At 70.4% G+C, this 23,556-nt stretch carries 19 protein-coding genes; 8 read left to right on the top strand and 11 right to left on the bottom strand.

Annotated elements, in window-relative coordinates:
* From OU416_RS32545 to OU416_RS32515, 7 genes are all read right to left on the bottom strand, one after another.
* Positions 1-744 (bottom strand): MerR family transcriptional regulator, encoded by a 744-nt coding sequence (locus OU416_RS32545; protein WP_093357977.1) that lies wholly within the window; start codon positions 742-744, stop codon positions 1-3.
* 54 nt (positions 745-798) lie between these two features.
* A complete protein-coding gene (locus tag OU416_RS32540; protein ID WP_270930895.1) occupies positions 799-1,185 on the bottom strand; it encodes a YchJ family protein in 387 nt (128 codons plus the stop codon).
* Positions 1,186-1,257: 72 nt separating this feature from the next.
* Positions 1,258-2,901: a DHA2 family efflux MFS transporter permease subunit gene (locus tag OU416_RS32535; RefSeq protein ID WP_270930894.1), complete on the bottom strand. Its 1,644-nt coding sequence runs from the start codon at positions 2,899-2,901 to the stop codon at positions 1,258-1,260.
* A 217-nt stretch (positions 2,902-3,118) separates the two neighbouring features.
* Positions 3,119-5,020, bottom strand: coding sequence for a primary-amine oxidase (locus tag OU416_RS32530; protein WP_270930893.1), 1,902 nt, complete (start codon positions 5,018-5,020; stop codon positions 3,119-3,121).
* 32 nt (positions 5,021-5,052) lie between these two features.
* Positions 5,053-6,486 (bottom strand): aldehyde dehydrogenase family protein, encoded by a 1,434-nt coding sequence (locus OU416_RS32525; RefSeq protein ID WP_270930986.1) that lies wholly within the window; start codon positions 6,484-6,486, stop codon positions 5,053-5,055.
* A gap of 230 nt (positions 6,487-6,716) precedes the next feature.
* Positions 6,717-7,646 (bottom strand): AraC-like ligand-binding domain-containing protein, encoded by a 930-nt coding sequence (locus tag OU416_RS32520; protein ID WP_270930892.1) that lies wholly within the window; start codon positions 7,644-7,646, stop codon positions 6,717-6,719.
* 70 nt (positions 7,647-7,716) lie between these two features.
* Entirely contained in the window at positions 7,717-8,067 is a 351-nt protein-coding gene (locus tag OU416_RS32515) for a winged helix-turn-helix transcriptional regulator (protein ID WP_270930891.1), read from the bottom strand.
* 104 nt (positions 8,068-8,171) lie between these two features.
* Between OU416_RS32515 and OU416_RS32510 the strand changes: the two genes are divergently transcribed.
* From OU416_RS32510 to OU416_RS32500, 3 genes are all read left to right on the top strand, one after another.
* Positions 8,172-8,858 carry an SDR family NAD(P)-dependent oxidoreductase gene (locus OU416_RS32510; RefSeq protein WP_270930890.1) on the top strand — a complete coding sequence of 229 codons (687 nt, stop codon included), beginning with the start codon at positions 8,172-8,174 and terminating at the stop codon, positions 8,856-8,858.
* Positions 8,859-9,188: 330 nt separating this feature from the next.
* Positions 9,189-10,763 (top strand): sensor histidine kinase, encoded by a 1,575-nt coding sequence (locus OU416_RS32505; RefSeq protein WP_270930985.1) that lies wholly within the window; start codon positions 9,189-9,191, stop codon positions 10,761-10,763.
* Positions 10,760-11,446, top strand: coding sequence for a response regulator (locus OU416_RS32500; protein ID WP_270930889.1), 687 nt, complete (start codon positions 10,760-10,762; stop codon positions 11,444-11,446). The genes OU416_RS32505 and OU416_RS32500 overlap by 4 nt, the downstream gene beginning before the upstream one ends.
* A 425-nt stretch (positions 11,447-11,871) precedes the next feature.
* Here OU416_RS32500 and OU416_RS32495 read toward each other — a convergent pair whose 3' ends face one another.
* Positions 11,872-12,501 (bottom strand): superoxide dismutase, encoded by a 630-nt coding sequence (locus OU416_RS32495; RefSeq protein ID WP_270930888.1) that lies wholly within the window; start codon positions 12,499-12,501, stop codon positions 11,872-11,874.
* Between the two features lie 163 nt (positions 12,502-12,664).
* Between OU416_RS32495 and OU416_RS32490 the strand changes: the two genes are divergently transcribed.
* Both OU416_RS32490 and OU416_RS32485 read left to right on the top strand, forming a co-directional pair.
* Positions 12,665-13,447, top strand: coding sequence for an SAM-dependent methyltransferase (locus tag OU416_RS32490; protein WP_270930887.1), 783 nt, complete (start codon positions 12,665-12,667; stop codon positions 13,445-13,447).
* 115 nt (positions 13,448-13,562) lie between these two features.
* Positions 13,563-14,675: an acyltransferase family protein gene (locus OU416_RS32485; protein WP_270930984.1), complete on the top strand. Its 1,113-nt coding sequence runs from the start codon at positions 13,563-13,565 to the stop codon at positions 14,673-14,675.
* A gap of 215 nt (positions 14,676-14,890) precedes the next feature.
* Here the strand turns inward: OU416_RS32485 and OU416_RS32480 are convergent, their stop codons facing one another.
* The 3 genes from OU416_RS32480 to OU416_RS32470 all read right to left on the bottom strand — a co-directional run bounded on the left by OU416_RS32480 (position 14,891) and on the right by OU416_RS32470 (position 18,251).
* A complete protein-coding gene (locus OU416_RS32480) occupies positions 14,891-16,261 on the bottom strand; it encodes a S28 family serine protease (RefSeq protein ID WP_270930886.1) in 1,371 nt (456 codons plus the stop codon).
* A 212-nt stretch (positions 16,262-16,473) separates the two neighbouring features.
* On the bottom strand, positions 16,474-17,331 hold the full coding sequence (locus tag OU416_RS32475; RefSeq protein WP_270930885.1) for a coiled-coil domain-containing protein: 858 nt from the start codon (positions 17,329-17,331) through the stop codon (positions 16,474-16,476).
* Positions 17,332-17,681: 350 nt separating this feature from the next.
* A complete protein-coding gene (locus tag OU416_RS32470; protein ID WP_270930884.1) occupies positions 17,682-18,251 on the bottom strand; it encodes a TetR/AcrR family transcriptional regulator in 570 nt (189 codons plus the stop codon).
* Between the two features lie 477 nt (positions 18,252-18,728).
* On the opposite strand from OU416_RS32470, the gene OU416_RS32465 reads away from it, so the two are divergent.
* The 3 genes from OU416_RS32465 to OU416_RS32455 all read left to right on the top strand — a co-directional run bounded on the left by OU416_RS32465 (position 18,729) and on the right by OU416_RS32455 (position 23,523).
* Positions 18,729-20,222 carry an aldehyde dehydrogenase family protein gene (locus OU416_RS32465; protein ID WP_270930883.1) on the top strand — a complete coding sequence of 498 codons (1,494 nt, stop codon included), beginning with the start codon at positions 18,729-18,731 and terminating at the stop codon, positions 20,220-20,222.
* Positions 20,223-20,377: 155 nt separating this feature from the next.
* Complete coding sequence (locus OU416_RS32460) at positions 20,378-21,907, top strand: APC family permease (protein WP_270930882.1); 1,530 nt, start codon at positions 20,378-20,380, stop codon at positions 21,905-21,907.
* A gap of 68 nt (positions 21,908-21,975) precedes the next feature.
* On the top strand, positions 21,976-23,523 hold the full coding sequence (locus OU416_RS32455; protein ID WP_270930881.1) for a GMC family oxidoreductase: 1,548 nt from the start codon (positions 21,976-21,978) through the stop codon (positions 23,521-23,523).
* Positions 23,524-23,556: the final 33 nt, after the last annotated feature.

The raw sequence follows: 23,556 nt of genomic DNA, 5'->3' as shown, positions 1-23,556 counted from the left end.
TCAGGCCCGCTTGGCGTGCTCCTCGGAACCGGCGACCATCTCGATCAGGCGGTCGCCGAGGACCTCCGGGATCACCCGGGCCGCCGAGCGGGCCGCCGCCGCGTTGAGGGCCGACATCACCAGCGGGCGCAGGCGCTGGAGGACGTCGCTGTAGTACGGGACCTCCTCCTCGCTCGGGACCGGGCGGGTCAGGACGTGCCTGCGGACCATCTCCACCAGGTGGCCCGCCACGTGGTCGATGTCCTGCTGGAGCTGTTCGGCCAGGTCGAGCACCTCGCCGAGCGGCACGCCGAGGCTGACCAGCTCGGCACCGGCGTCCAGCAGCTGCGGGCTCTGGGAGACGAATCCCCGCCCGCGCCGCTCCAGCAGGCCGAGCTCCATCGCGCGCTTGACGTTGCCGGGGCTGAACTGCTTGCCGAACATCCGGCGCAGCTCGGTGGCGGTGACCGCGCGGGGTGCTTCCTCGGCCCAGGACTCGCCGACGACCTCCTCCAGGCCGAGCACGTCGCCGAGGCTGCGGCCGGACTCCCAGGCCGAGATCATCTCCTTGATCTGCGCGAACGCGTAACCGCGCTCGAGCATGTTGATGATCAGCCGCAGCCGGACCAGGTGCGCGTCGGAGTAGATCGCGGTGCGGCCCTGCCGCCGGGGCGGCGGCAGCAGTTCCCGGTCCTGGTAGACGCGCACGTTGCGCACCGTCGTCCCCGCTGCCCGAGCAAGATCGTCGATCCGGTATTCCGCCACCCGGTGAAGTCTAGTGACCCTGTTCGAACCGCGCCGAGGCCCGTTGTGCGGCGATCATTCGTGGTCGCCGTCGACGTAGAACCAGGCCCCGCCTTCCTTGACGAAGCGGCTGTTCTCGGTCAGCGCGCCCTTCTCCCCCGGCAGCCGGTAGTGCGCCCGGAACCGCACCGTGCCCGCCGAGTCGAACGGCCCGCCGCCGGTGCGCTGCAGGATCTCCAGGTGCAGCCAGCGCTGCTGGGGATCGAGCTCCACCTCGTCCGGCCGCGTCGAAGGGTGCCAGGACTCCAGCAGGTAGGCGGCATCCCCGACCGCGAAAGCGCTGAACCTGGAACGCATCAACTGCTCGGCGGTGCTCGCGCGACGCTCACCGGAGTGCAGCGGGGCGCAGCACTCGGCGAACGGTTCACCGAGCCCGCAGGGGCATCGTTTGGCAGTGCTCACCGCACCAGCTTCTCACCTCCGACGCCACCGAGTGGGCGCGGCACGAACCACCCGCACCGCGCCCACTGCCGGTCATTCCGCGGCCGCCCGCTCCGGTTCACGGGCCTTCAGCAGGGCGCAGCACAACGCAGCCAGGACGAGCACCGCGGCCGAACTAAGCAACGCCACGTCCATGGCCGTCACGAACGCGACCGCGAACGCCTCCCGGCCGGCCTCGGCGAACGCGGCGGCATCCGCTGGAAGCAGACCGTTCGGCACGGCAGGCGGGCCGAACCGGCCTGCCCGAGCGGTCGCGCTCGCCACGAACTGCTCGCGCAACCCCTCGGGCAGCTGGGCCGCGCGCACGGTGGCCTCGCTCCGCAGCGACGCGTTCAGGACGGCCGCCAGCACCGCGCCCAGGACAGCGGTGCCGAGCACGCCACCGACCTGCCGGGTGGTGCTGGAGACGCCCGACGCGGCGCCCGCGAGCGCCGGATCGACCCCGTCCATGGTGACCTGCTGCAGCGGCGCGAAGGTCGCGCCGCTGGCGATGCCGATGATCAGCAGACCCGGCAGCAGCTGCCACGCGCTCGAATCCGGCCCCGCAGTCGCCACGACGACCACCAGACCGGCTGCCAGCAGGGCCATTCCCAGCGCGAGGACCGACCGGCCGCCGAACTCGTCGGCCAGCCTCCCGGCGCAGGCCGATCCGATCGCGGTGAGGACGGCGTTGGGCAGCAGGACGAAACCCGTTTCCAGCGCCGTGAGACCCAGCACCACCTGCAGGTAGAGCACGAGCACGAAGGCGATGCCGATCATGCCGAGCTGGAAGGCGAAGCCGATCCAGTTGCCGACGGCGAAGTTCCGGCCGGTGAACAGCTCCAGCGGCATCAACGGCTCGCCCGGCCGGTTGTGCTGCCAGAGCACGAACAGCACCAGGAGCGCGACCCCTCCGACGACGACCGAGGTGATGCCGACCGGGCCGGCGATCGTTCCCCAGCCGTAGCGCGGGCCTTCGATCAGACCGAACACGACGCCGGTCAGCCCTGCGGTGGCCAGCACGACGCCGGTCAGGTCGATCCCGCGGACGCGCCCGCCCCGCAGCTCGGGAACGAACACCAGGACCAGCACCGCGGTGATCACCCCGATCGGCAGGTTGATGAAGAAGATCCACCGCCAGCCGAGGTGGGCGAGGACGAATCCCCCGGCGATCGGGCCGAGGATCGGCGCGAGGCCTGCGATCGCCCCGAACACGCCGAAGGCCTTGCCCCGCTGCTGCGGCGGGAAGATCGCGAGGATCGAGGAGATCACCTGCGGGAAGAGCAGCGCCGCGCCCAGCCCCTGGAGCACCCGCCCGGCGATGAGCTGTTCCGGGGAACCCGCGAACCCGCACAGCGCGGACGCGACGGTGAAGGTGACGATTCCGGCCAGGAACAAGCGCCGGTACCCGAAACCGTCCCCGAGCCGCCCCGTCGTGATCAGCAGCACCGAGAAGACCAGCAGGTAGGCGTCGACCACCCACAGGACCTGGTCGTACGACGCGCCGAGGCCCTCGATCAACGTCGGAACGGCGATGTTGACGACCGTTCCGTCCAGCAGCGCCATGAAGAAACCGGCGCAGAAGATGCCGAGCACCAGCCAAGGGCGCGGCGTCGGCGGGTTTTCAGCGGGAGTCGATTCCGGCGCTCCGGAGCGCAACGTGGACGGCGCAGAACGCCGACGAACTCGCTCAGCCATGTCAAGCACACCTTGCTACTACGCGGTGTGACTCCCACCTTCTCCCAGGTCATCGGACCCGAGGAAGCTGTTTGGCGAGGCTGAGCCCACGGTGAGATGTCGTGGCACATCGTAGCGCAACGCGCGCGGGGGCCGAAACGGCTGCCGCCCAAGCACTTCCCGCACGAAAGCGCGAGTGCGCAACAGCGTCGGAACGCTGTTGCGCACTCGCGGCCGGTCAGCTCTCGCAGCAGTGGGAGCCGGTGCTGGTGCTGGGCGGGACGTCGAGGGTCGGGTTCCGGTCGAAGAAGCCCACCGGTTTCAGGGTGAACCCGCAGAGGTCCACCGGCATGATCGGCCAGTCCTCGCTGCGCGGGAAGTGCGTCAGGCCGAAGGTGTGCCACAGCACGATGTCCTCGCCGTCGATGCCGCGGTCCGCCGCGGTGAACGCCGGGATGCCCGCACCGCCGTGGTTCTGGTTCACCCACTCGCCCGCCGGGTAGCGCTCCTCCTGGTCGTGCTGGGTGACCCACAGGTGCTTGGTCGCGAACGCGGCGCGCTTGGCGATCGAGGACTCCGGGTCGGACAGCAGGACCGGATACCCCTGCGGGTGCAGGGCGTAGCCGACCGGTTGGCCGAGGCGGTTGGTGCGCTCGGTGTTGACCACGTGCCAGGTCCGGCCCGCGGCCGGGTTCGCTTCGCGGCCCGCGTCGCTCTCCCGCGCCAGCCGCGTGGCGCTGCGGGTGAAGGCGTTGCCGTGCGGGTTGTCCGGGCCGATCGGCACCCGCTGCGCCTCGACCTCGTCCACCGCGTTGCGGGTGCCGTCCACCATCATGTCCAGGCGCGCGCTGAACAGGTGCTGGTGGTACGGGCCGCCGACACCGGGCGCGAGCTCGCTGGCCCAGCGCGAGCCCTCCTCCGGGTAGGCGGAGGTGAACACGATGCCGGTCGCCTTGGTCTCCAGCTGGATGGTGCCGTCCAGGTAGAGGTACCAGTAGAAGCCGTAGTCGTAGTTGCCGACCGAGACGAAGAACGACACCACCAGGCGCCGCTGCCGCCGCGTCTCGGCCGATCCGGTGAACACGTCGGTGTGCTTCCACAGCACCCCGGCGTCCTCCTCGTGCATGCACACCGCGTTGCGCAGCGTGCGCGGCGTGCCGTCCTCCTGCGCCACCACCGCGTCGAAGTAGCGGATCTCGCCGAGGCAGTCGCAGCCGAGCACGAGTTCGTTGGCCAGCTTGCCCATCGCGTACTCGCCGGCGTCGAAGTAGTTCTGCCAGAACCGGACCGGCGACGGATCGCCGTAGTTGACCACCATCTCGGCGATCGACGCTCGGTAGATCACCGGCCGCTCGCGGTCGCCGTCGCGGAAGGACAGCTGGTGCAGCACCAGGCCCTCGCGCGGGTCGAAGCCGATGCGGAACCGCCAGTTCTCCCACCGCACCTCGTGTCCGTCGACCTGGAAGCTCGGGCCCTCGGGCTGGGTGATCTCGATCGGGCGCAGGCTGTCCCGGTGCGGCCCGGCGGCGTAGTCGCCGCTCTCCTGCGGCACCGGGAACTTCCGGTCGTCGACGACCTCCAGCACCCGCTGCCCGATCACGTCGACGTAGGCCACCAGCCCGTCGATCGGGTGCGCCCAGGGCAGTTCGTCCGGGCTGTCCTGGGCGAACGCCAGCGCGCGCAGCAGCCGCTTGCCGCGCTCCTCCTCGGCGCCGAACCAGCCCGCCGACAGCGGGCACACGCGCACCTTGGAGATGTCGTCGAAGCCGCGCTCGCGGAGGGCGCGCTGCCAGGTCTCGTCGGCGCGAACGATGCGCTCGACCAGCTCGTACTCGTCGAGCATCACCGGCGGCTGGCCGTGCTCGGCGGGGTTCACCACGGCCTTGTCGACCACTTCGCCGCTGGTCAAAGACACCACGGTGGTGGTCAGCTCCCCGGTGCCGACGTCGAGCAGCACCGAACGCGCGCGGCGGTCCACCGGATCGCCGTCGCGGTGCGCGAGCACGCTCGCCTTGTCCGGTTCCACCAGCTGCACCAGGGGAAAACGGGTCGACTCGTGCAGCAGGCCCGCCTGCTGCAGGATGTCGCGGTTGCGCAGGAACTCCGCCTCGCTCAGCGGTTCCAGCGGGTGCATCGTCATCGCGTCCAACCTCTCGAACGTCGGCGAACAGCTCAACCCAGGCCCACCCAGACTCCCTTGGTCTCGGTGAATTCGTCCAGTGCGTGGGCACCCATTTCCCTCCCCCACCCGCTGGCCCCGAAACCGCCCCACGGCGCGGCCGGGTCCAGCAGCGGGAGCATGTTGACGAACACGTTGCCCGCCCGGATCGCCGCCGCGGTGCGGTGCGCGGTGGCCAGATCCCTGGTCCACACGCACGCGGCCAGGCCGTACTCGGTGTCGTTGGCCCGCGCGGGCAGCTCCTCCGGATCGTCGTAGGGCAGCACCGACAGCACCGGCCCGAATATCTCCTCGCGCGCGATCGTCATCCCATCGGTGACACCGGAGAACACGGTCGGGTGGAAGAAGTGGCCCGGCCCGTCGCCGCGCCTGCCGCCGGTGACCAGCTGCGCGCCCTCGGCCAGACCGGTTTCGACGTATCCGGCGACGTTGTCGAGGTGCTCGGCCGAGACCAGCGGGCCGAGCTGGGTGTCCGGGTCGAGCCCGGCGCCCAGCCGCAGGCCCTCCGCGGCTTCGGCGATCTTGGTGGCGAACTCGTCGACGCGCTTGCTGTCGACGTAGAAGCGGGTGTAGGCGGCGCAGACCTGGCCGGAGTTGAGCAGCGCGCCCTGCAGGTTCCCGGCGACGGCGGCGTCGATGTCGGCGTCGCGGGCGATGATGCTCGGCGCCTTGCCGCCGAGTTCGAGGCTGACGCGCTTGAGGTTGCCCGCGGCGGCCACCACGATCTTCTTGCCGACCTCGGTGGAGCCGGTGAACGACACCTTGTCCACCGCCGGGTGCTCGGCCAGCGCCCGGCCGGCGTCCGGGCCACCGGTCAGGCAGTTCACCGCGCCGGCGGGCACCCCGGCCTCCGCGCACAGCCGCGCCAGCTCCACAGTGGACAGCGGTGTCTGCTCCGCGGGCTTGAGGATCGCGGTGTTCCCGCAGGCCAAGGCTGGGGCCAGCTTCCAGGCGGCGATCATCAGCGGGAAGTTCCACGGCGTGATCAGCGCGCACACCCCGACCGGCTCGCGACGGGTGTAGTGCAGCGCGTTGGGCACCGACACCGGCGAGGTCGCGCCTTCGACCTTGGTGCACCAGCCCGCGTAGTAGCGGAACACCTCGGCGGCCATCGACACGCTGACACCGCGGGCCACGCCGATCGGCTGGCCCTGGTCGCGGGTCTCCAACCGGGCGAGCTCGTCGGCCGAGTCCTCGATGAGGTCGGCGATCCGCCACAGCAGCCGGGCCCGCTCGGCGGGCGGCATCTCGCGCCAGCCGGGATCGGCGAACGCCTCGCGCGCGCTGGCGACCGCGCGGTCGACGTCGGCCGCGCCCGCGTCGGCGCAGCGCCCCAGCAGTTCACCGGTTGCCGGGTCGTGGGTGAGCAGCTCGGCCCCGTCGGCGGCAGGCACCCAGCTGCCGCCGATGAGCAGTTGTCGGCGCACGTTCTCCTCCTGGTTGCTGGCGACGCCGACCACTCTGCTGCCGCCCGGCCCGTGCCTCTTGCCCACGCGCGAACTCCTGTTGTCCACCCGCGCACGGATCGGCGAGAGGCGCCGTTTCCGCAGGTGGCGGCCCGTGAGTGCTTTGTGGTGCTATAGCCCCCCAAAGTGCTCACGGGAGCTGAACAGGGGAAACGGAGCTGCTGATGTGCCGGGCGGCATCGGCGCGGGACTCAGCCGCCGAGGTGGGCTGAGCGGTATTCGCGCGGGGAGAGGCCGAAGGTGGCTTTGAACAGCTTGGAGAAGTGGGCCGCGTTGGGCAGGCCCCAGCGGCCCGCGATGGCGCTGACCGGCAGTTCCGCCAGTTCCGGGTCCGCCAGGTCGCGGCGGCAGCGCTCCAGCCTGCGGGCGCGGATCCAGCCGCTGACCGGGACGCCGTCGGCCGAGAACAGCTTGTGCAGGTAGCGCACCGAGATGTGGTTCTCCGCCGCGATCGTCTCCGGCCCCAGCTCGGGGTCGGAGAGGTGCTGCTCGACGAACGACCGCAGCCGCCCGAGCAGGTCACCGCGCAGCACCGCGGGCTCCACGCCCTCCTCCACCGCCGCGGACAGCACGTCCAGCACCGCGTCGCAGATCAGCAGCCCGGAACGCGATCCGGCCGCGTCCTCCCGCACGCACAGCTCCTGCACCAGCGAGCGCACCAGCCGCCCGGTGCCGCGGTGGCCGTCGAACCGCCGCGCGCGCAGGTCGGCGAGGTCGTGCGGGCGCAGCCGCAGCAGCTCCCGGGGGAACATCAGCACCACGGCGCGGAACGACTCGTCGAAGCTCAGCGAGTACGGCCGGCCGGTGTCGTAGAGCGCGAAATCGCCTGGTGCGAGCACGGTTTCGCGACCGTCCTGGCAGACCACGGCGTTGCCGCGCACCTGCAGGCTGACCTTGAGCTGCCCGGCGTCGCCGCTGCGGATCAGCTTCGAGGTGCGCGAAACCCGGTGCGGCGCGGCGGAGATCTCCGAGAGGTGCATCGCGCCGATGTGGTTCGACCGGATCCGCGCGCGGAACCGGCCCTGCCGCGTGGCGCTCGCCTGCAACGGCACGAACGCGTTCGAGATGACCTGCTGCCAGGCTTCGAAGTGGTTCGCCTGCACCGCGGCGACAGCCGACATCCAGACCTCCATTGGTCGATGCCGAGCACGCTACAAAGCCCGCCGGGAAAAGGCCACGGTTTCCACCGGGTCAGTTCGCGTCGAAGCGGTCCCGGTGGGCCGCGATCGCCACCCGGTGCTCGACCGCCCACTCCCCGAGCCCCAGCGCCGCCACCAGCAAGGACCGGCCGATCCCGGTGAGCTCGTAGGACACCTGCGGCGGCACGCTCGCGCGCACGTGGCGGCTGACCAGCCCGTCGCGCTCCAGCTTGCGCACCGTCACGGTGAGCATCCGCTGCGAGATGCCGGGCACGGCGCGCTGCAGCTCGCCGAACCGGCGCCGGCCGCCGCGGAGCTGCCCGAGGACCAGCAGGCTCCACTTGTCCCCCACCAGCGCCACGTTCTGCAGCACCTCCCGGCAGACCCCGCCCTCGTCCTCCAACGGTTACCTCCTTGTGCGCAGCGCACCGAAATGTGCCGTCTTGCAACGACTTCGGCCGGGACCCGACGATGCCCCCGGATGAACAGTAACCACTGGAGGATCTGGTGCACCGAACGCTGGTGATCGTGGGAGCAGGGCCGGGGCTCGGCATGGGAGTGGCGCGCGCTTTCGGCGAGCGCGGGTACCGGGTCGGGTTGATCGCCCGGGATGCCGGGCGCTTGGCGGCTTCGGTCCGCGAACTGGGCGGGCTCGGCATCACCGCCGCCGCCCGCCCGGCCGACGTCGCCGACCACGCCGCCCTGGCGGGCGCGCTCGACGGGCTGCGGGGCGAACTCGGCGAGATCGACGTGCTCGAGTACAGCCCGGGGCCGCAGGGCGCGCCGATCACCTCGGCCGCCGAGACCACGCCGGAGACCGCCGCCGCGCAGTTCGCGCTGAGCACGCTGGGCGGGGTCGCCGCGGTCGGCCACGTCCTGCCCGCGATGCTCCGCCGCGGCAGCGGAACGCTGCTGCTGACCACCGGTGCGTCGTCGAAGGTGCCTGCGCCGTTCCTCGGCAACGTCGGGCTCGCGATGGCAGGTCTGCGGAACTGGGCGCGGGCCCTGCACCTCGAACTGGCCCCGAAGGGCCTCCACGCGGCATCCGTCGTGATCGCCACCGGGATCACCGCCGACAACGCCGACGAGATCGGCCAGCGCTACGCCGAACTGGCCGAGCAGCCCGAGCGCGCGGAGGAGGTCATCGGCGACGTCGCCGCCTTCGAGGAGCTGGTCCGGCGTGGTGCCGGGTGAACGTGATGGCCCGGTCGCCGGGGGATGTGCGACCGGGCCACGTCACGTGCGGATGCCCGGGGGTGAGCGGGCACCGTCGACTCGCGCAGTTCCGCGGCCTGCGCCGAAGCGCCGCGGAATCACGCGGGCACCAGCGGCATCCGCCGGTGCCGGGCCACCGCGCGGGCAGCCGGAACGTGATGCACGCCATGCTGCACCCGCGCACCGGCCGTGTCGCCCTTTTGCAGCTATCGACACTTCTGTCACTTGTGTAACCGGGCCGATCCGGTGTTTGCCCCGGCAACGGACGGGTTAACGTTCCCGGACCCGGTCCTGGCGGAGGTGACCATCGTGCTGCGGGTGCAGGCGTCGCTGTCCCGGCAGCTGCTGAGCTGGCAGCTGCTGATCATCTTCGTGCTGCTCGCGTCGGTCGCGGTGTTCTCCGTGGCGCAGACCGACGTCGCGTTCCGGGCCACCGAGGGCAGGCGGATGCTCTCGGTGGCCGAGGACCTGGCCGCCACCGACGGCGTGCGGGTCAGCCTGCTCAACCCCTTCCGCCGCGACGCGCTGCCGATCTTCGCCGAGTCCGCCCGCAGCCTCTCCGGCGCCGATGCCGTGATCATCGCCGACCACCGCGGCATCGTGCTCACCTCGCCCGATCCTGCCCAGCGCGGCAAACCGCTGCCGCTCGGTGAGAGCACCGTGCTGCACGGCCGCTCCTGGGTCGGCGAGATCAGCACCGACGACGCGGACTCGCTGGTGGCGCACGTGCCGGTGATCTCCCAGGACGCGCAGATCATCGGGGTGGTCGCGGCGGGCAGCGACACCCCGGACGTGCTGCAGGGCCTGCGCGAAGCTCCCGAGAACCCGCTGGCGCTGCTGGCCTTCGCCACCGTCCTCGGCGTGGCCGGATCGGTGCTGCTGGCGCGACGGGTCAAGCGGCAGACGCTCGGGCTGGAGCCGCGCGAGATCACGCGGCTGGTCGAGCACCGCGAGGCGCTGCTGCACGGCGTGCGCGAAGGCGTGCTGGGCGTCGACGAGCAGAACCGGATCACGCTGGTCAACGACCAGGCGCGGCAGCTGCTGTCGCTGTCCGACGACTGCGTCGGCCGCGACATCGACTCGCTGGACCTCAACGACCGCGCCCGCGACGTGCTCACCGGCCGCACCGACGGCGTCGACCAGATCGTGCTGCGGCGCGGCAAGGTCGTGGTGCTCAACCGGATGCCGATCTCCTCGGTCGGCGCGGTGGTCACCATGCGCGACCGCACCGAACTCGTCGACCTGCAGCGGGAGCTGGCCGTGCACCGCGACACCACCGACACGCTGCGCGCCCAGGCGCACGAGTTCAGCAACCGGCTGCACACCATCTCCGGGCTCATCGAGCTGGGCGAGTACGACGAGGTGCAGCGCTACGTGCTGCGCATCAGCCACCGCCACGAGCAGTGGCACGCCGAGGTCACCGCGCGCATCCACGACCCGGCCACCGCCGCGCTGCTGATCGCCAAGGCCAGCCTGGCCGCCGAGCGCGGCGTCGGGCTGCGCCTGGACGAGGGCAGCTACCTGCCCGAGATCGGCGAAGAGCTCTCCGCCGACCTGGTCACGGTGCTGGGCAACCTCGTCGACAACGCGCTGGACGCGCTGGAGGGCTCAGCGGAGGCCGACCGCTGGATCGAGGTCGACCTGCGCAGCACCGACGAAGTCGTCGCCGTGGTGCGCGATTCGGGCCCCGGGGTGGCCGCCGAGATCGTCGAGGAGGTCTTCCGGCACGGCTTCACCACCAAGGCCGCGCGCGGCGGTGATCGCGGGCTGGGGCTGGCCATGACCAGGCAGATCTGTCATCGTCGCGGCGGCTCGGTGCAGGTGCACAACGCACACGGCGCGGTGTTCACCGCGCGGCTGCCGCTGGAAGGACCGCAGGTATGATCAAGGTGTTGGTGGTGGACGACGACTTCATGGTCGCCAAGGTCCACAGCGGGTACGTGGCGCGGGTGCCCGGTTTCGAGGTCGTCGCTGCCGTGCACACCGGGACCGACGCGATCCGCGCGGTGGACGAGCTGCGGCCCGACCTGGTGCTGCTCGACATCTACCTGCCCGACGTCGACGGGCTCTCGGTGCTGCGGCAGCTGCGCGCGCACCCGACCGCCGACCCCGACGTCATCATGATCACCGCGGCCCGCGACCTGGAGGCGGTGCGCGGCGCCATCCGCGGCGGCGCGCTGCACTACCTGATCAAGCCGTTCAGCTTCGAGGCGCTGCGCGACCAGCTGGAGAACTTCCGGTCGCTGCACAGCAAGCTCGGCGAACTGCCCGCCAACGCCCCCGCCGCGCAGCACGACGTCGACCGCCTCTTCGGCACCCGCACCCGCCGCACGACACCGCCGAAGGGGCTGACCAACGAGACCTCGGACATCGTCGAGCGGATCCTGCGCGAGGCGACGGCGGCGGGCGGCGACCTGTCGGCCACGGAGTGCGCGGAGGCCAGCGAGATCTCCCGGGTCAGCGCCCGCAAGTACCTGGAGCACTTCGCCGAGACCGGTCGCGCCGAAGTCCGCCTCCGCTACGGCGGAACCGGCCGCCCCGAACGCCGCTACCGCTGGTCCGGCTGACCGGCCCACGCACCACGACACCGAGCACCCGAACGACCGTCACAACGGTGCCGAGCTTCGACGATTTCGCATGAAATTGGCGACCTCCCCACCGCAGCCTCCGTCGACAACGCTGCCAATTTCATGCGAAATCGCTACCCACCCGAACCGGCCACCTACCGCTTTGAACCGAACTCAACCCCGCACCCGACCGCCCTTCCCCTCCCCGAATGCACGCGCGATCACCGCTGAACACCAGGTATCCAGCCCCAGGGGCCCGGCAAAGTCCGGACGGGCTGGTGCTGGGCGGCAGTTTTGCCGGAAACCGCCACCCCATCCCTCCCGGAATCCCCGGTCAGTTTCCGGCAAAACTGCCGCAGACCCACCCAGGACGACTTTGCCGGAGCACTGACCAGGCACCCCGGAACGAATGCGCCGGGCGGGAATCAGGCGGTGGGCAGGCGCAGGCCGTTGTAGCCCGCGCGGGCGTCGGCGAAGCGCTTGCCGACCTCGTCCCAGTTCACCACGTTCCACAACTGCTTGATGTAGTCCGCCTTCACGTTGCGGTACTGCAGGTAGTACGCGTGCTCCCAGATGTCGAACACCAGCAGCGGCGTCGTGGCGATCGACAGGTTCGAGTGGTGATCCCGCAACTGCTGCGTCACCAGCCGACGGCCCACCGGATCCCACGCCAGCACACCCCAGCCGTTGCCCTGGATCGTGCCCGACACCGCCTCCATCTGAGCCCGGAACGCGTCGAAGGAACCGAAGTCCTCATCGATCGCCGCCGCCAGCTCACCGGTCGGCTTGTCCCCACCGTTGGGCGAGAGGATCTTCCACCACACCAGGTGCAGCGAATGCCCCGCCAGGTGGAACGCCAGCGTGGTCTCCAACCCCACGATCGACGAGAAATCACCCTTGTCCCGCGCCTCGGCGATCTTCTCGACCGTGTCGTTGGCGCCCTTGACGTAGGTCGCGTGGTGCTTGCTGTGGTGCAACTCGTTGATCTCACCGGCGATCGCCGGCTCCAACGCCGCGTAGTCGTAATCCAACTCCGGCAACACGTACTGCGCCATCGAACTCATCCCTTCACCGAATCTCGCGGTTCCCCAGCAGTCTCGAACCTCCAGCGCACTCCAGGTCAATGACGCAGCGTGAGTGCTCTCGATCACTTTTCACCCTGTTCGGGACGCGGCCGGGAAACTACTCTGCGCACCAGCACGGTCACCCGGAGGAATCATGTCCGAGAACTCCCAGTTCCCGCACGACCTGGACCTGGATCGCCCCAGCGGCGCGCGGGTGCACGACTTCCTCCTGGGCGGCGGCAGCAACTTCGCCTCGGACCGCGAGCTCGCCCGCCGGGTGCTCGCGGTCGCCCCGGACGTCCGGCTGGACGCGCTGGCCAACCGCGCCTGCCTGCACCGCGTGGTGCGCACCTGCCTGGACCTGGGCGTCCGGCAGTTCCTGGACGTCGGCTGCGGCATCCCCACCATCGGCACCGCGCACCAGATCGCGCAGCAGCTGGCCCCGGACGCGCGGGTGGTCTACATCGACAGCGAGCCGCTCGCCGTCACCCAGGGCGAGCTGCTGCTGGAGGGCGTGCCCAACGCCGCGATCGTGCAGGCCGACCTGCGCGACGTCGACGCGGTGCTCGCCTCCGACCGCGCCCGCGGACTGCTGGACCCGGCCGAACCGGTGGCGGTGCTGATGTTCTCCGTCCTGCACTTCGTCCCCGAGCACCCGGCCGAGATGATCGGCCGCTACCTCGACGCCTTCGCCGCGGGTTCGCTGCTCGGGCTGACCCACTTCACCGCCGACCACGCGCCGGAGACCGTGCGCGCGGTGGCCGACCTGCTGTCCGCGACCCCGCGCAGCCGGGCCGAGCTGGGATCGCTGCTGGCGGACCTGGAGGTGCTGGATCCCGGAGTGGTGCCGACCGCGGACTGGCGACCGGATCCCGGCGATGCGGACCTGAGCACCGCGACGCCGCTGAGTTGCGCCGCGCTGGCCCGGAAACCGTGACCAATCCGACATGGACCGACCGGTGCGGACCAGTGCGCCATCTGCCCAGCGCAGAACGCGATGATCCTTCGAGATTCAGACAAACACCCCTGGTACGGTGACCCGCGTGCCCGAGATGACACCCACTGCCACCAAGCGGAGCTCGGGCCGGAGCAAGCGCAAGATCAGCTGGGACGTGGTGCGAACCGCCTGCGTCGTGCTGGTGATGCTCTACCACTCCACCTTCCTCAGCACCTACCTGCACCCGGAGATGACGCCGCGCTCGGTCGTCTTCCCGTTCCAGGTCGGGGCGAGCCTGCTGCTGGTGATCTCGGCGTACTTCGCGTGCGTGACCATCGGCCGCGGCACGCTGCTGCGCTACTGGTGGGGGCGGATGGCCCGGCTCGTTCCGCCGTTCATCGGCGCCGTCGTGGTGGTCTTCCTGGCTATGCGCTGGGCGGCCGTGGAGGGCTGGTTCTACCCGACCGGCAGCGATCTGGTGTCCAACCTGCTGATGCTGTGGAACTGGAAGCCCGCCGACTACTGGTTCATCGACGGCTCGCACTGGACGGTCCCGCTGCAGCTGATGGGCTTCACCGCCGCCGCGGCGCTGTTCGCCACCAAGTGGGGCCACGGGCGGCGGATCATCGTCGTGCTGTGGCTGGCGGTGCTGCTGCCGATCGTCCAGTGGCCGCTGCGGGTCAGCGATCCCTCGGAGCTCTACCGCACCGTCGTCGACGGCATCGGCGTGCACCGCTGGCACCTGTTCGTCGTCGGCGTGGCGATCTGGCTGTGGTCGACGCGGCGCATCTCGCTGCCGCACTTCCTCGGCATGCTGCTCGCCTGCATGGCCGGTCAGGCGCTGCACAACTACGCCGAGACCCCCGAGGGCCTGGTGGCCGACTGGGGCTCCACCATCGCGGTGTGCCTGGGCATGCTCGTGGTGGCGGTGACCGCCTACGGCCCGGACTGGAACCGGGTGGTGCCGAGCTGGCTGGCCGGCCGGATCAGCTGGTTCGCGGGCATCTCCTACGGCGTCTTCCTGGTGCACCAGACGATCGGCTACATCGTGATGCGCAAGCTCGACGACCACGGCGTCGACCCGCTCCTGCAGACCGCCGCGATGCTGATCACCGGCACGATCCTCGGCTGGGCCCTGACCCGCGTGGTCGAGCGCCCGGCCCACAAGTTCCTGATGAACACCTACGACACCCTCGCCGCCCGCCGCACCCGCGCCAAGACCGGCTGACCCGCACCGCTCAAGCCCCAGTGACGTGACCCGACCAGGTGAAGCGTGAAGGGCACCTTTCACCAACTAACTCGGCGAAAGGTGCCCTTCACCTCGATTCCCACACCCGCTCCGCACTCTCCCGCGCAACTCGTGCACCCCGATCAGGACGGAGCGAAGGGCACCTTTCGCCAACTGTGTTGGTGAAAGGTGCCCTTCACCTGGTGCCGGTCGGGTTAGCGCGGGTGGCGCTGGAGCGGCTCGGCGTCCAGAACCGCGGAGCGCGTGGCCGGGGCTTCGACCTCGGCCCAGCGGCGGAGGGTCTGCTCGGCTTCGGCGCGCTGGTCGGCGGGCAGGCCCTCGATCTTGGCTCCGTGGTTGGCGCCCGGGACCAGGTAGCTGAAGGAGTCGCGGGTGCCGGGGCCGAGCTCGAAGGGTTCGGCGCTCCAGGGGTCGCGCTCGCCGTTGACGAACATCAGCTCCGAACCGCGGCTGCGCACCCACGTGTCGACCTGGTGCATCGTGCCCGGCTTGAAGCGCATCGGGATGTCGCGCGACACCAGGTTGCGGGGCTGGCTCAGCTCGCGGTTGTGCAGCAGGTCGGCCAGCGGTTCGTCGGAGACGTGCGGCCAGCCCAGCTGGGTGCCCGCCTGGTAGTAGTACGGCGCGTAGGGCTCGATGCCCTGGTCGGTGTAGAAGCGGAACTCCGTGGTCTGGTCGAAGAACGCGTAGATCTCGTCGGTGCTCGCCGTGGTCGCGGGCACCTGGGCGCAGTCGTCCTGGCCGCGGTACTGCCAGAACGCGAAGGGCGTGTCGATCACCGTCATCTCGAAGCCGCGGTCGATGTCGCCGATGATCCGGTCGAAGGTCAGCCCCTCGCTGTCGGCGTAGGCCTGGAACTTCGCCACCAGCTCGTCGCGGCGCACCAGCGCCTCGCGCTGCACCGCAGTCAGCGCCGCGCGGCAGGCCGGGTCGGTGCCGACCCCGGCCAGGAACTCGTCGTAGCGGTCCTGGTCGTTGTCGACGTCGTTGGGCGCGACGTAGGCGACCGTGCCGTCGACGTCGTCGGGGTAGAACCGCCGGTGGTAGACCGCCGTCATGCCGCCCTTGCTGGCCCCGGTGGTGATCCACTGCTCGTCGTAGACCGCGCGCAGGGCGCTGATCACCCGGTGCTGGTCGGTGGCGGCCTGCCAGATGTCCAGGTCGCCCCAGTCCGCCGGGTCCGGGCGGGACGGGGTGAAGAAGCGGTGCTCCAGGCTCACCTGGTTGCCGTCGACCAGCCGGGTCGGCTCGGTGCGCGTGGTCTTCTCCGGCAGGCCGTAGCCCGAGGTGTAGAGCACGGTCGGCCGCGCCAGGTCGCGGTGCAGCAGGGTCAGGCGCTGCTGGAACTGCCCGGCCGCCGGGTTCCGGTGGTCGGCGGGCTGGGTGAAGGTCAGGTCGAAGAGCCGGAACCCCGCTTCGGTGGGCCGCTCGCCCACCACCGTCAGATCGGGCACCGCCTCCAGCCGGTCGCGCACGTCGTCCGCCGGTGGTGCCGCACCCACCGGTGCGCCGACCAGCAGCATGCCGCACACCGCGACCGTGGTGACCAGACCGCGCCAGTTCATTCCGCCTCCCGCTGCGCCGAATCCCAGCCGAACCTAGTGATCAGGCGCGGAGCCCGGAAGTCGTCGGCGAGTTCTCGCCGGGGGCTCCGCTGGTGAGGATCTTCGCGGTTCGAGATCGGCTCCGCTGATCGGGAGGCCGGATCCGGTGACGGGAGCGCGGGCAGCGGCGGTCTCGCGAGGACCCGCGGAGTCCTCGCGAGACCGCGGTGCCGTCAGGCGCTCGCCGCCGCGCGCACCGGCTCTTCGTGGCGCTGCTCCGGGACGTCGACGTCCCCGGCCGGGACGTGTCCATTGTGGACTACTTCGGTGACGTAGCCGTCCGAGCCCTCGGTGGCCGCGCCCGCTTCCGTCGCGGCCAGGAACGGCTCCGCGCCGGCCAGCACCTGCTGCGCGGCGCGGACCCGCTGCGCGAGGTCCTGCCGCATGCGCAGCATCGTCTCGGCGTACTCGTCCGCCCGCCGGATCCGCCGCTCCGCTTCCGCGGTGGCCTCGCGGACCCGCCGCTGCGCGGCCTCCCGGCTGGCCTGCTCGCGCTCGGCCATGATGCGCATCGCCTCTTCGCGGCGCGCCGCCATGGACACCTCGAAGTCGTGCTCGACCTGGGTGCGCCGCTCCTCGGCGTCGTTGTCGAGCTTGCGGCGGCAGTCCTCGGCCTCGCGCTTCATGGCCTGGACTTCCTCGCGGGTGCGGGCGAGCATCTCGTTGCGCTGCTGCTCGGACTGCCGCCGCCACTCGTCGGCCTCGGCGACCAGCTTCTCGTAGCGCTCGCGCAGCTCGGCCGCGGCCTGCTCGCTGCGCGCCCACTCGTGCTCCGCCGCGGCCTGCGCGGCGGCGACCACCTCGTTCGCCTCATCGTTGGCGAGCCGGACCATGCGGCGTAAGCGGTCCGTCAGCGCAGCGGCATCGACCGGAGTGCGGGCCTGCTCGTCGAGCTGCTGCTTGAGCGAGTCGACCTCGGCCCGCGCCCGCTCCAGCTGCGCGGTCAGGTCGCCGACCTGGCTGAGCGCCGAGTCGCGATCCTCGGCGAGCATCCGCACCTCGGTCTCGGTCTGCTGAATGTAGAACTTCACCTGAGATCGGCGGAACCCGTACCACACTGTGTCGAAATCCGACTTAAGCGGCACCAATTCGCGGTCTTCGTTGTGCCCCACGGTCTCACCCCACCTGAGTTGATCAAATGTGCTGGGAGCGAGCCACGCCCCGACGCGGCAAGTCCGTTGTACACCCGAAAAACGTCCGGCGATGTGCTCCACCGGGCTGAAACCGGCGGAGGCGCACGCGCGCGGCGCGGAGGTGCCACGGATCGCTGGCACCATTCTTCCCGCCCCGGGCAGCTAGATCAACAGCCCCGGATTCGGTGCAATGCAACGGACATCCGATGTTGACCGATCGGACACCCGGCGAGAAATGCCTGCTGGAATCAGCTTTCCGCGGGCCCCGGCAGCACCCTGCGGAATATCATCTCGATTTCATCTCGGCTCGGCACCGATTCCCGGACGATGCCTTGCAGCAGCAATCCGCAGAACACCACCGACAGCGCGCGGCCGGTGGCCGGGTCGACGAGCGAGGCGAACAGCTCGGCCAGCGCGCTGTCCCACTCCTGGCTCGCGCCGTGCAGCGCGGGCTTGTGCAGCGCGGCGATGTAGAGCTGGTGCTCGACGGCGGTCTGCGCGCGGGCCGGGCCGAGGTAGTGCAGCACCAGATCGGTCAGCGCGGCGACCAGGTCGCCGTCGAGCCCCGCGGCCCACTCGCGCAGGTGCGCGACGTCGTCGGCTGCCGCCTGCCGCAGCGCGCTGGCCAGCAGGTCGTCGAGGGTGGCGAAGTAGTAGGTGGTCGACCCCAGCGGAACCCCGGCCGCCGCCGCGACCGCGCGGTGGGTGAGCTTGTCCACACCGCGCTCGGCGACGACGGCGATCGCGGCGCGCGCGATGCGCTCGGGCCGGGCCGGGTCCTTGCGGCGCGCGGCGGGCGCGGGCTGCGTGGTCGACATTCGCTTCGGCGTCCCTCCCGTGTTGCCGGCGGTGGGCCGGATGACCTTGACCAGCCTGCCATGCCACCCGGCCCGCGCGATGCGGTCCAGGTCACCGAATTGGCGTTCATGCTGTTCGGAGCGCATATTTTCAACGGAGAACGACATCTTCCAACCCCGGTGATGTACAGATGTACACCACCGGTGTTAGGGTCTTCGGCGGCACTGAGAGCAATCGCACCAGGTCGTGGAATCGACCTGAAGCTGGAATGGGAACGAAGACCGCGCACGGCCGCCACCGAATGCACCGCCAGGAGGTGAAATCGCACCACGGCGTGCCGACGGCACCATTCGTCGAATTTCGCCCGGATGCGACGACGACGATTCGCGTGGCGAAGTGCCGGCTCTCGCGGCATTGTGTGACCACACCGCCACCAGAAGTGCACGGTCGTGCGGTTCCAGCACATTAAGCACAACCGACATCACGGGGAAACGAGCATGTCGCAAGCTGAGAATTCGGCGGCCACGCTGTTCATCGACGGCGAATGGGTTCCTGCCGCGGACGGCCGCACCCGCGAGATCCGCTGCCCCGCCGACGGGGAACTGGTCGCCACCGTGGCCGAGGGCGGGCGGGCCGACACCGAGCGCGCCATCGCCGCGGCCCGCCGCGCCTTCGACGAGGGCTCCTGGGCGACCAGCTCGCCGTGGGAGCGCGGTGACCTGCTGCTGCGGGTCAGCGACATCCTGGTGCGCGACAAGGCCGAGTTCGCCCGCGCCGAATCGCTGGACACCGGCAAGCGGCTGGTCGAGAGCGAATTCGACATGGACGACATCGCCGCCTGCTTCCGCTACTTCGGCAAGATCGCGGGCACCGACGCGGGCCACCTGGTCGACACCGGCTCGCGGGACTCGATCAGCCGCGTGCAGTACGAGCCGGTCGGGGTGTGCGGCATGATCACGCCCTGGAACTACCCGCTGCTGCAGGTGGCCTGGAAGGTCGCCCCGGCGATCGCGGCGGGCGACACCTTCGTGCTCAAGCCCAGCGAGCTGACCCCGAGCACCGCGATCCTGCTGATGCGCGCGCTGACCGAGGCCGGGCTGCCCGCCGGTGTCGGCAACCTGGTGCTGGGCACCGGCGCCGAGGTCGGCTCGGTGCTCTCCGAGCACCCCGACATCGACCTGGTCTCCTTCACCGGCGGCCTGCACACCGGCCGCAAGGTCTCGGCCGCGGCCGCGGCCACGGTCAAGAAGGTCGCGCTGGAGCTGGGCGGCAAGAACCCCAACGTGGTCTTCGCCGACGCCGACTTCGAGACCGCCGTGGACTACGCGCTGACCGCGGTGTTCCTGCACTCCGGCCAGGTGTGCTCGGCGGGCACCCGGCTGATCGTGCAGGACGAGCTGCACGACGCGCTGGTGGACGAGATCGTCCGCCGCGCCGAGCTGATCCGCCTCGGAGGGCCGTTCGACGCCGACGCCGAGACCGGGCCGCTGATCTCGGCCGCGCACCTGCAGAAGGTCGACGACTACGTGGCCAAGTCCGTCGCCGAGGGCGCGGTCCTGCGCACCGGCGGCCGCCGCCCCGAGGGCGAGCGCTACGCGGGCGGTCACTACTACCTGCCGACCGTGCTCGACAACGTGCAGCAGGGGTCCTACGCGGTGGTCGAGGAGTCCTTCGGCCCGGTGCTGACGGTGGAGCGCTTCACCGACGAGGACGACGCGGTGCGCATCGCCAACGACACCCACTACGGCCTGGCCGGCGGGGTGTTCACCGGCGACCCGGCCAAGGCGCAGCGGGTGGCCAACCGGCTGCGGCACGGCACCGTCTGGATCAACGACTTCCACCCCTACCTGCCGCAGGCGGAATGGGGCGGTTACAAGCAGTCCGGCATCGGCCGCGAACTCGGCCGCGCCGGACTCGGTGAATACCAGGAGGCCAAGCACGTCTTCCAGAACCTGCGGCCCGGGCCGCAGAACTGGTTCTCCGGGAAGTAAGGAGATTCGGTGCGCTGCGGCGGTGTTGATCCACCGCCGCAGCGCACCTGTGCGGCCCAAGAGGTCGCGATCGCATTTCGCGCGACGCAAGCAACCACCCGGTCCAACCCTCCCGCATCCGGCGGGCGGCGTTGATCGGGAAAGGAGTTCGGGGCATGAGCGCGCCCAATTATGATGCCGAGCTCAACGAGTTCGGTTACACCAACAAACTGAAGAGAAGTCTCGGAGGTTTCCACACCTTCGCGGCCGGGATCAGCTACATCTCGGTGCTCACCGGCACCTTCCAACTGTCCTACTTCGGCCTGTCCTTCGGGGGCCCCGCCTACTGGTGGTCCTGGCCGATCGTGTTCCTGGGGCAGTTGCTCGTGGCGTTGAGTTTCGCCGAGCTGGCATCGCGGTACCCGATCGCCGGTTCCGTCTACAACTGGGCCAAGAAGCTGGGCGGTCAGCACGTCGGCTGGCTGGCCGGGTGGATGATGCTGCTGGCCTCGATCGTGTCGATCTCGGCCACCGCACTGGCCTACCAGAACACCCTCCCGCAGATCTGGTCCGGCTTCCAGGTGATCGGCGACGGTTCCAGCAGCACCGACGCCGCGGTCAACGGCATCCTGCTGGCGCTGGTGCTGATCCTGTTCACCACGCTGGTCAACGCCTTCGGCGTGAAGCTGATGGCCCGGATCAACAGCGGTGGCGTGTTCATCGAGCTGGTCGCCGCGGTGCTGCTGATCGTCGCGCTGGCGCTGGTGGCGGTGAACCCGCCGACGGTCGTGTTCGACACCAACGGCACCGAGTCGGCCTTCGGCGGCAGCTACCTCAGCGCGTTCCTGATCGCCGGGATCGCCTCGTCGTACGTGATGTACGGCTTCGACACCGCCGCCTCGCTGGGCGAGGAGTCCATCAACCCGCACCGCAACGCGCCGAAGGCGATCCTGCGGGCGCTGATCGCCTCGTTCATCCTCGGCGGGCTGATCCTGCTGTTCGGCATGATGGCCACGCGCGACTTCTCCGCGCCGGAGCTGGCCTCCAGCGGCCTGCAGTTCGTGCTCAACGACGCGCTCGGCCCGTTCGTCGGCCGGTTGTTCCTGCTGGCCATCTTCGTGGCGATCACGGTCTGCGTGCTGGCGGTGCACACCGCGGCGATCCGCATCGCCTTCGCCATGGCCCGCGACAACGCGCTGCCCGCGGGCAAGCTGCTGGCGCGCGTCAGCCCGCGGTTCCAGACCCCGGTGATCCCCGCGGTGGTGATCGGCGTGCTCGCGGTGGCGCTGCTGGTGGTCAACATCGGGCAGCCGCAGATCTTCACCGCCATCACCAGCCTGGCGATCATCCTGATCTACATCTCCTACCTGCTGGTCACGGTGCCGATGCTGATCGCGCGGCTGCGCGGCAAGTGGAAGCCGGTCAAGGAGGAGGGCCGGTTCAGCCTGGGCAAGCTCGGGCTGCCGGTCAACGTGCTGGCGGTGCTGTGGGGCCTGGGCATGACGATCAACCTGGCCTGGCCGCGCCGCGAGGTGTACAACGCCGAGCCGCCCTACCACTGGTACCTGCAGTACAGCTCGATGCTGTTCGTCGGAGTCGCGGCGGTGGGCGGATTCGCGTACTACTGGTTCGTCCAGCGCCACAAGGTCGGCGTCCTCGCCGAGCACGCGTCCACATCGGACAACGAGACCAGCCCGGTCGCCTGAGGTCCGGCACCTCGCACGGGTGGGCGAGATGACCGGAACCTGCGGAGAAAGAAACGGAGATTCGGACAATGACAGACCAGTTCGACTACGTGGTGGTCGGCGGCGGCAGCGCGGGCGCGGCGGTCGCGGCGCGGCTCTCGGAGGACCCGGACGTCACCGTGTGCCTGCTGGAGGCCGGGCCGTCGGACGTGGGCGACAAGGCGATCCTGGAGCTCAAGCGCTGGATGGCGCTGCTGGAGTCCGGCTACGACTGGGACTACCTGATCGAACCCCAGGAGAACGGCAACTCCTTCATGCGGCACGCGCGGGCCAGGGTGCTCGGCGGCTGTTCCTCGCACAACTCCTGCATCGCGTTCTGGGCCCCGGCCGAGGACCTCGACGAGTGGGAGTCGATGGGCGCCACCGGCTGGGGCGCCAAGGACGTCTTCCCGCTGTACAAGCGGCTGGAGACCAACGACGGGCCGGGTGACCACCACGGCCGCAGCGGCCCGGTGACCATCCGCAGCGTCCCGCCGGAGGACCCGTGCGGCGCCGCGCTGCTGCGGGCCTGCGAGCAGCAGGGCATCCCGACCACGGAGTTCAACTCCGGCAAGACCGTGGTGCACGGGGCCAACTGGTTCCAGATCAACGCCCGCGAGGACGGCACCCGCTCCTCGTCCTCGGTGTCCTACCTGCACCCGAACCTGGACCGGCCGAACCTGGAGATCCGCACCCAGGCGTGGGCCAAGAAGGTGACCTTCACCGGCACCCGCGCCACCGGCGTGCAGTACCTGGACGCCGACCTGATCCACACCCGCACGGTCACCGCCAGCCGCGAGGTGGTGCTCTCCGCGGGCGCCATCGACACCCCGAAGCTGCTGATGCTCTCGGGCATCGGCCCCGGCGAGCACCTGCGCGAGTTCGGCATCGACGTGCTGGTGGACTCCCCCGGCGTCGGCTCCAGCCTCCAGGACCACCCGGAGGGCGTGATCAGCTGGGACGCCAAGCAGCCGATGGTCACCGACTCGACGCAGTGGTGGGAGATCGGCATCTTCACCACCACCGAGCCCGGGCTGGACCGGCCGGACCTGATGTTCCACTACGGTTCGGTGCCCTTCGACATGCACACCGTGCGGCAGGGCTACCCGACCTCGGAGAACAGCTTCTGCCTGACCCCGAACGTCACCCGCGCCCGCTCCACCGGCACGGTGCGGCTGCGCAGCCGCGACTTCCGGGACAAGCCGAAGGTCGACCCGCGGTACTTCACCGACCCGCACGACATCCGGGTGATGACCGAGGGCATCAAGCTGGCCCGCGAGATCGTGGCCCGGCCCGCGATGCAGGAGTGGGCGGGCGCGGAGCTGTTCCCCGGCCCGGACGTGCGCACCGACGACGAGATCGCCGACTACCTCAAGCGCACCCACAACACCGTCTACCACCCGGCGGCCTCGGTGCCGATGGGTGCCGACGACGACCCGACCAAGCCGCTGGACGCGCGGCTGCGGGTCAAGGGCGTGCAGGGCCTGCGCGTCGCGGACGCCTCGGCGATGCCGTTCCTGGTGGCGGTGAACCCGAACATCACCACCATGGCCATCGGTGAGAAGTGCTCGGACATGCTGAAGCAGGACAACAGCTGACCCGGTGCGGGGCCACCGCGCCCCGCACCTCCG

This window comes from Saccharopolyspora indica, assembly GCF_027853965.1.
Classification (GTDB): domain Bacteria; phylum Actinomycetota; class Actinomycetes; order Mycobacteriales; family Pseudonocardiaceae; genus Saccharopolyspora; species Saccharopolyspora indica.
Note: the sequence above shows the minus strand (reverse complement) of the source record. Positions and strands in the feature narration are given on the sequence as shown.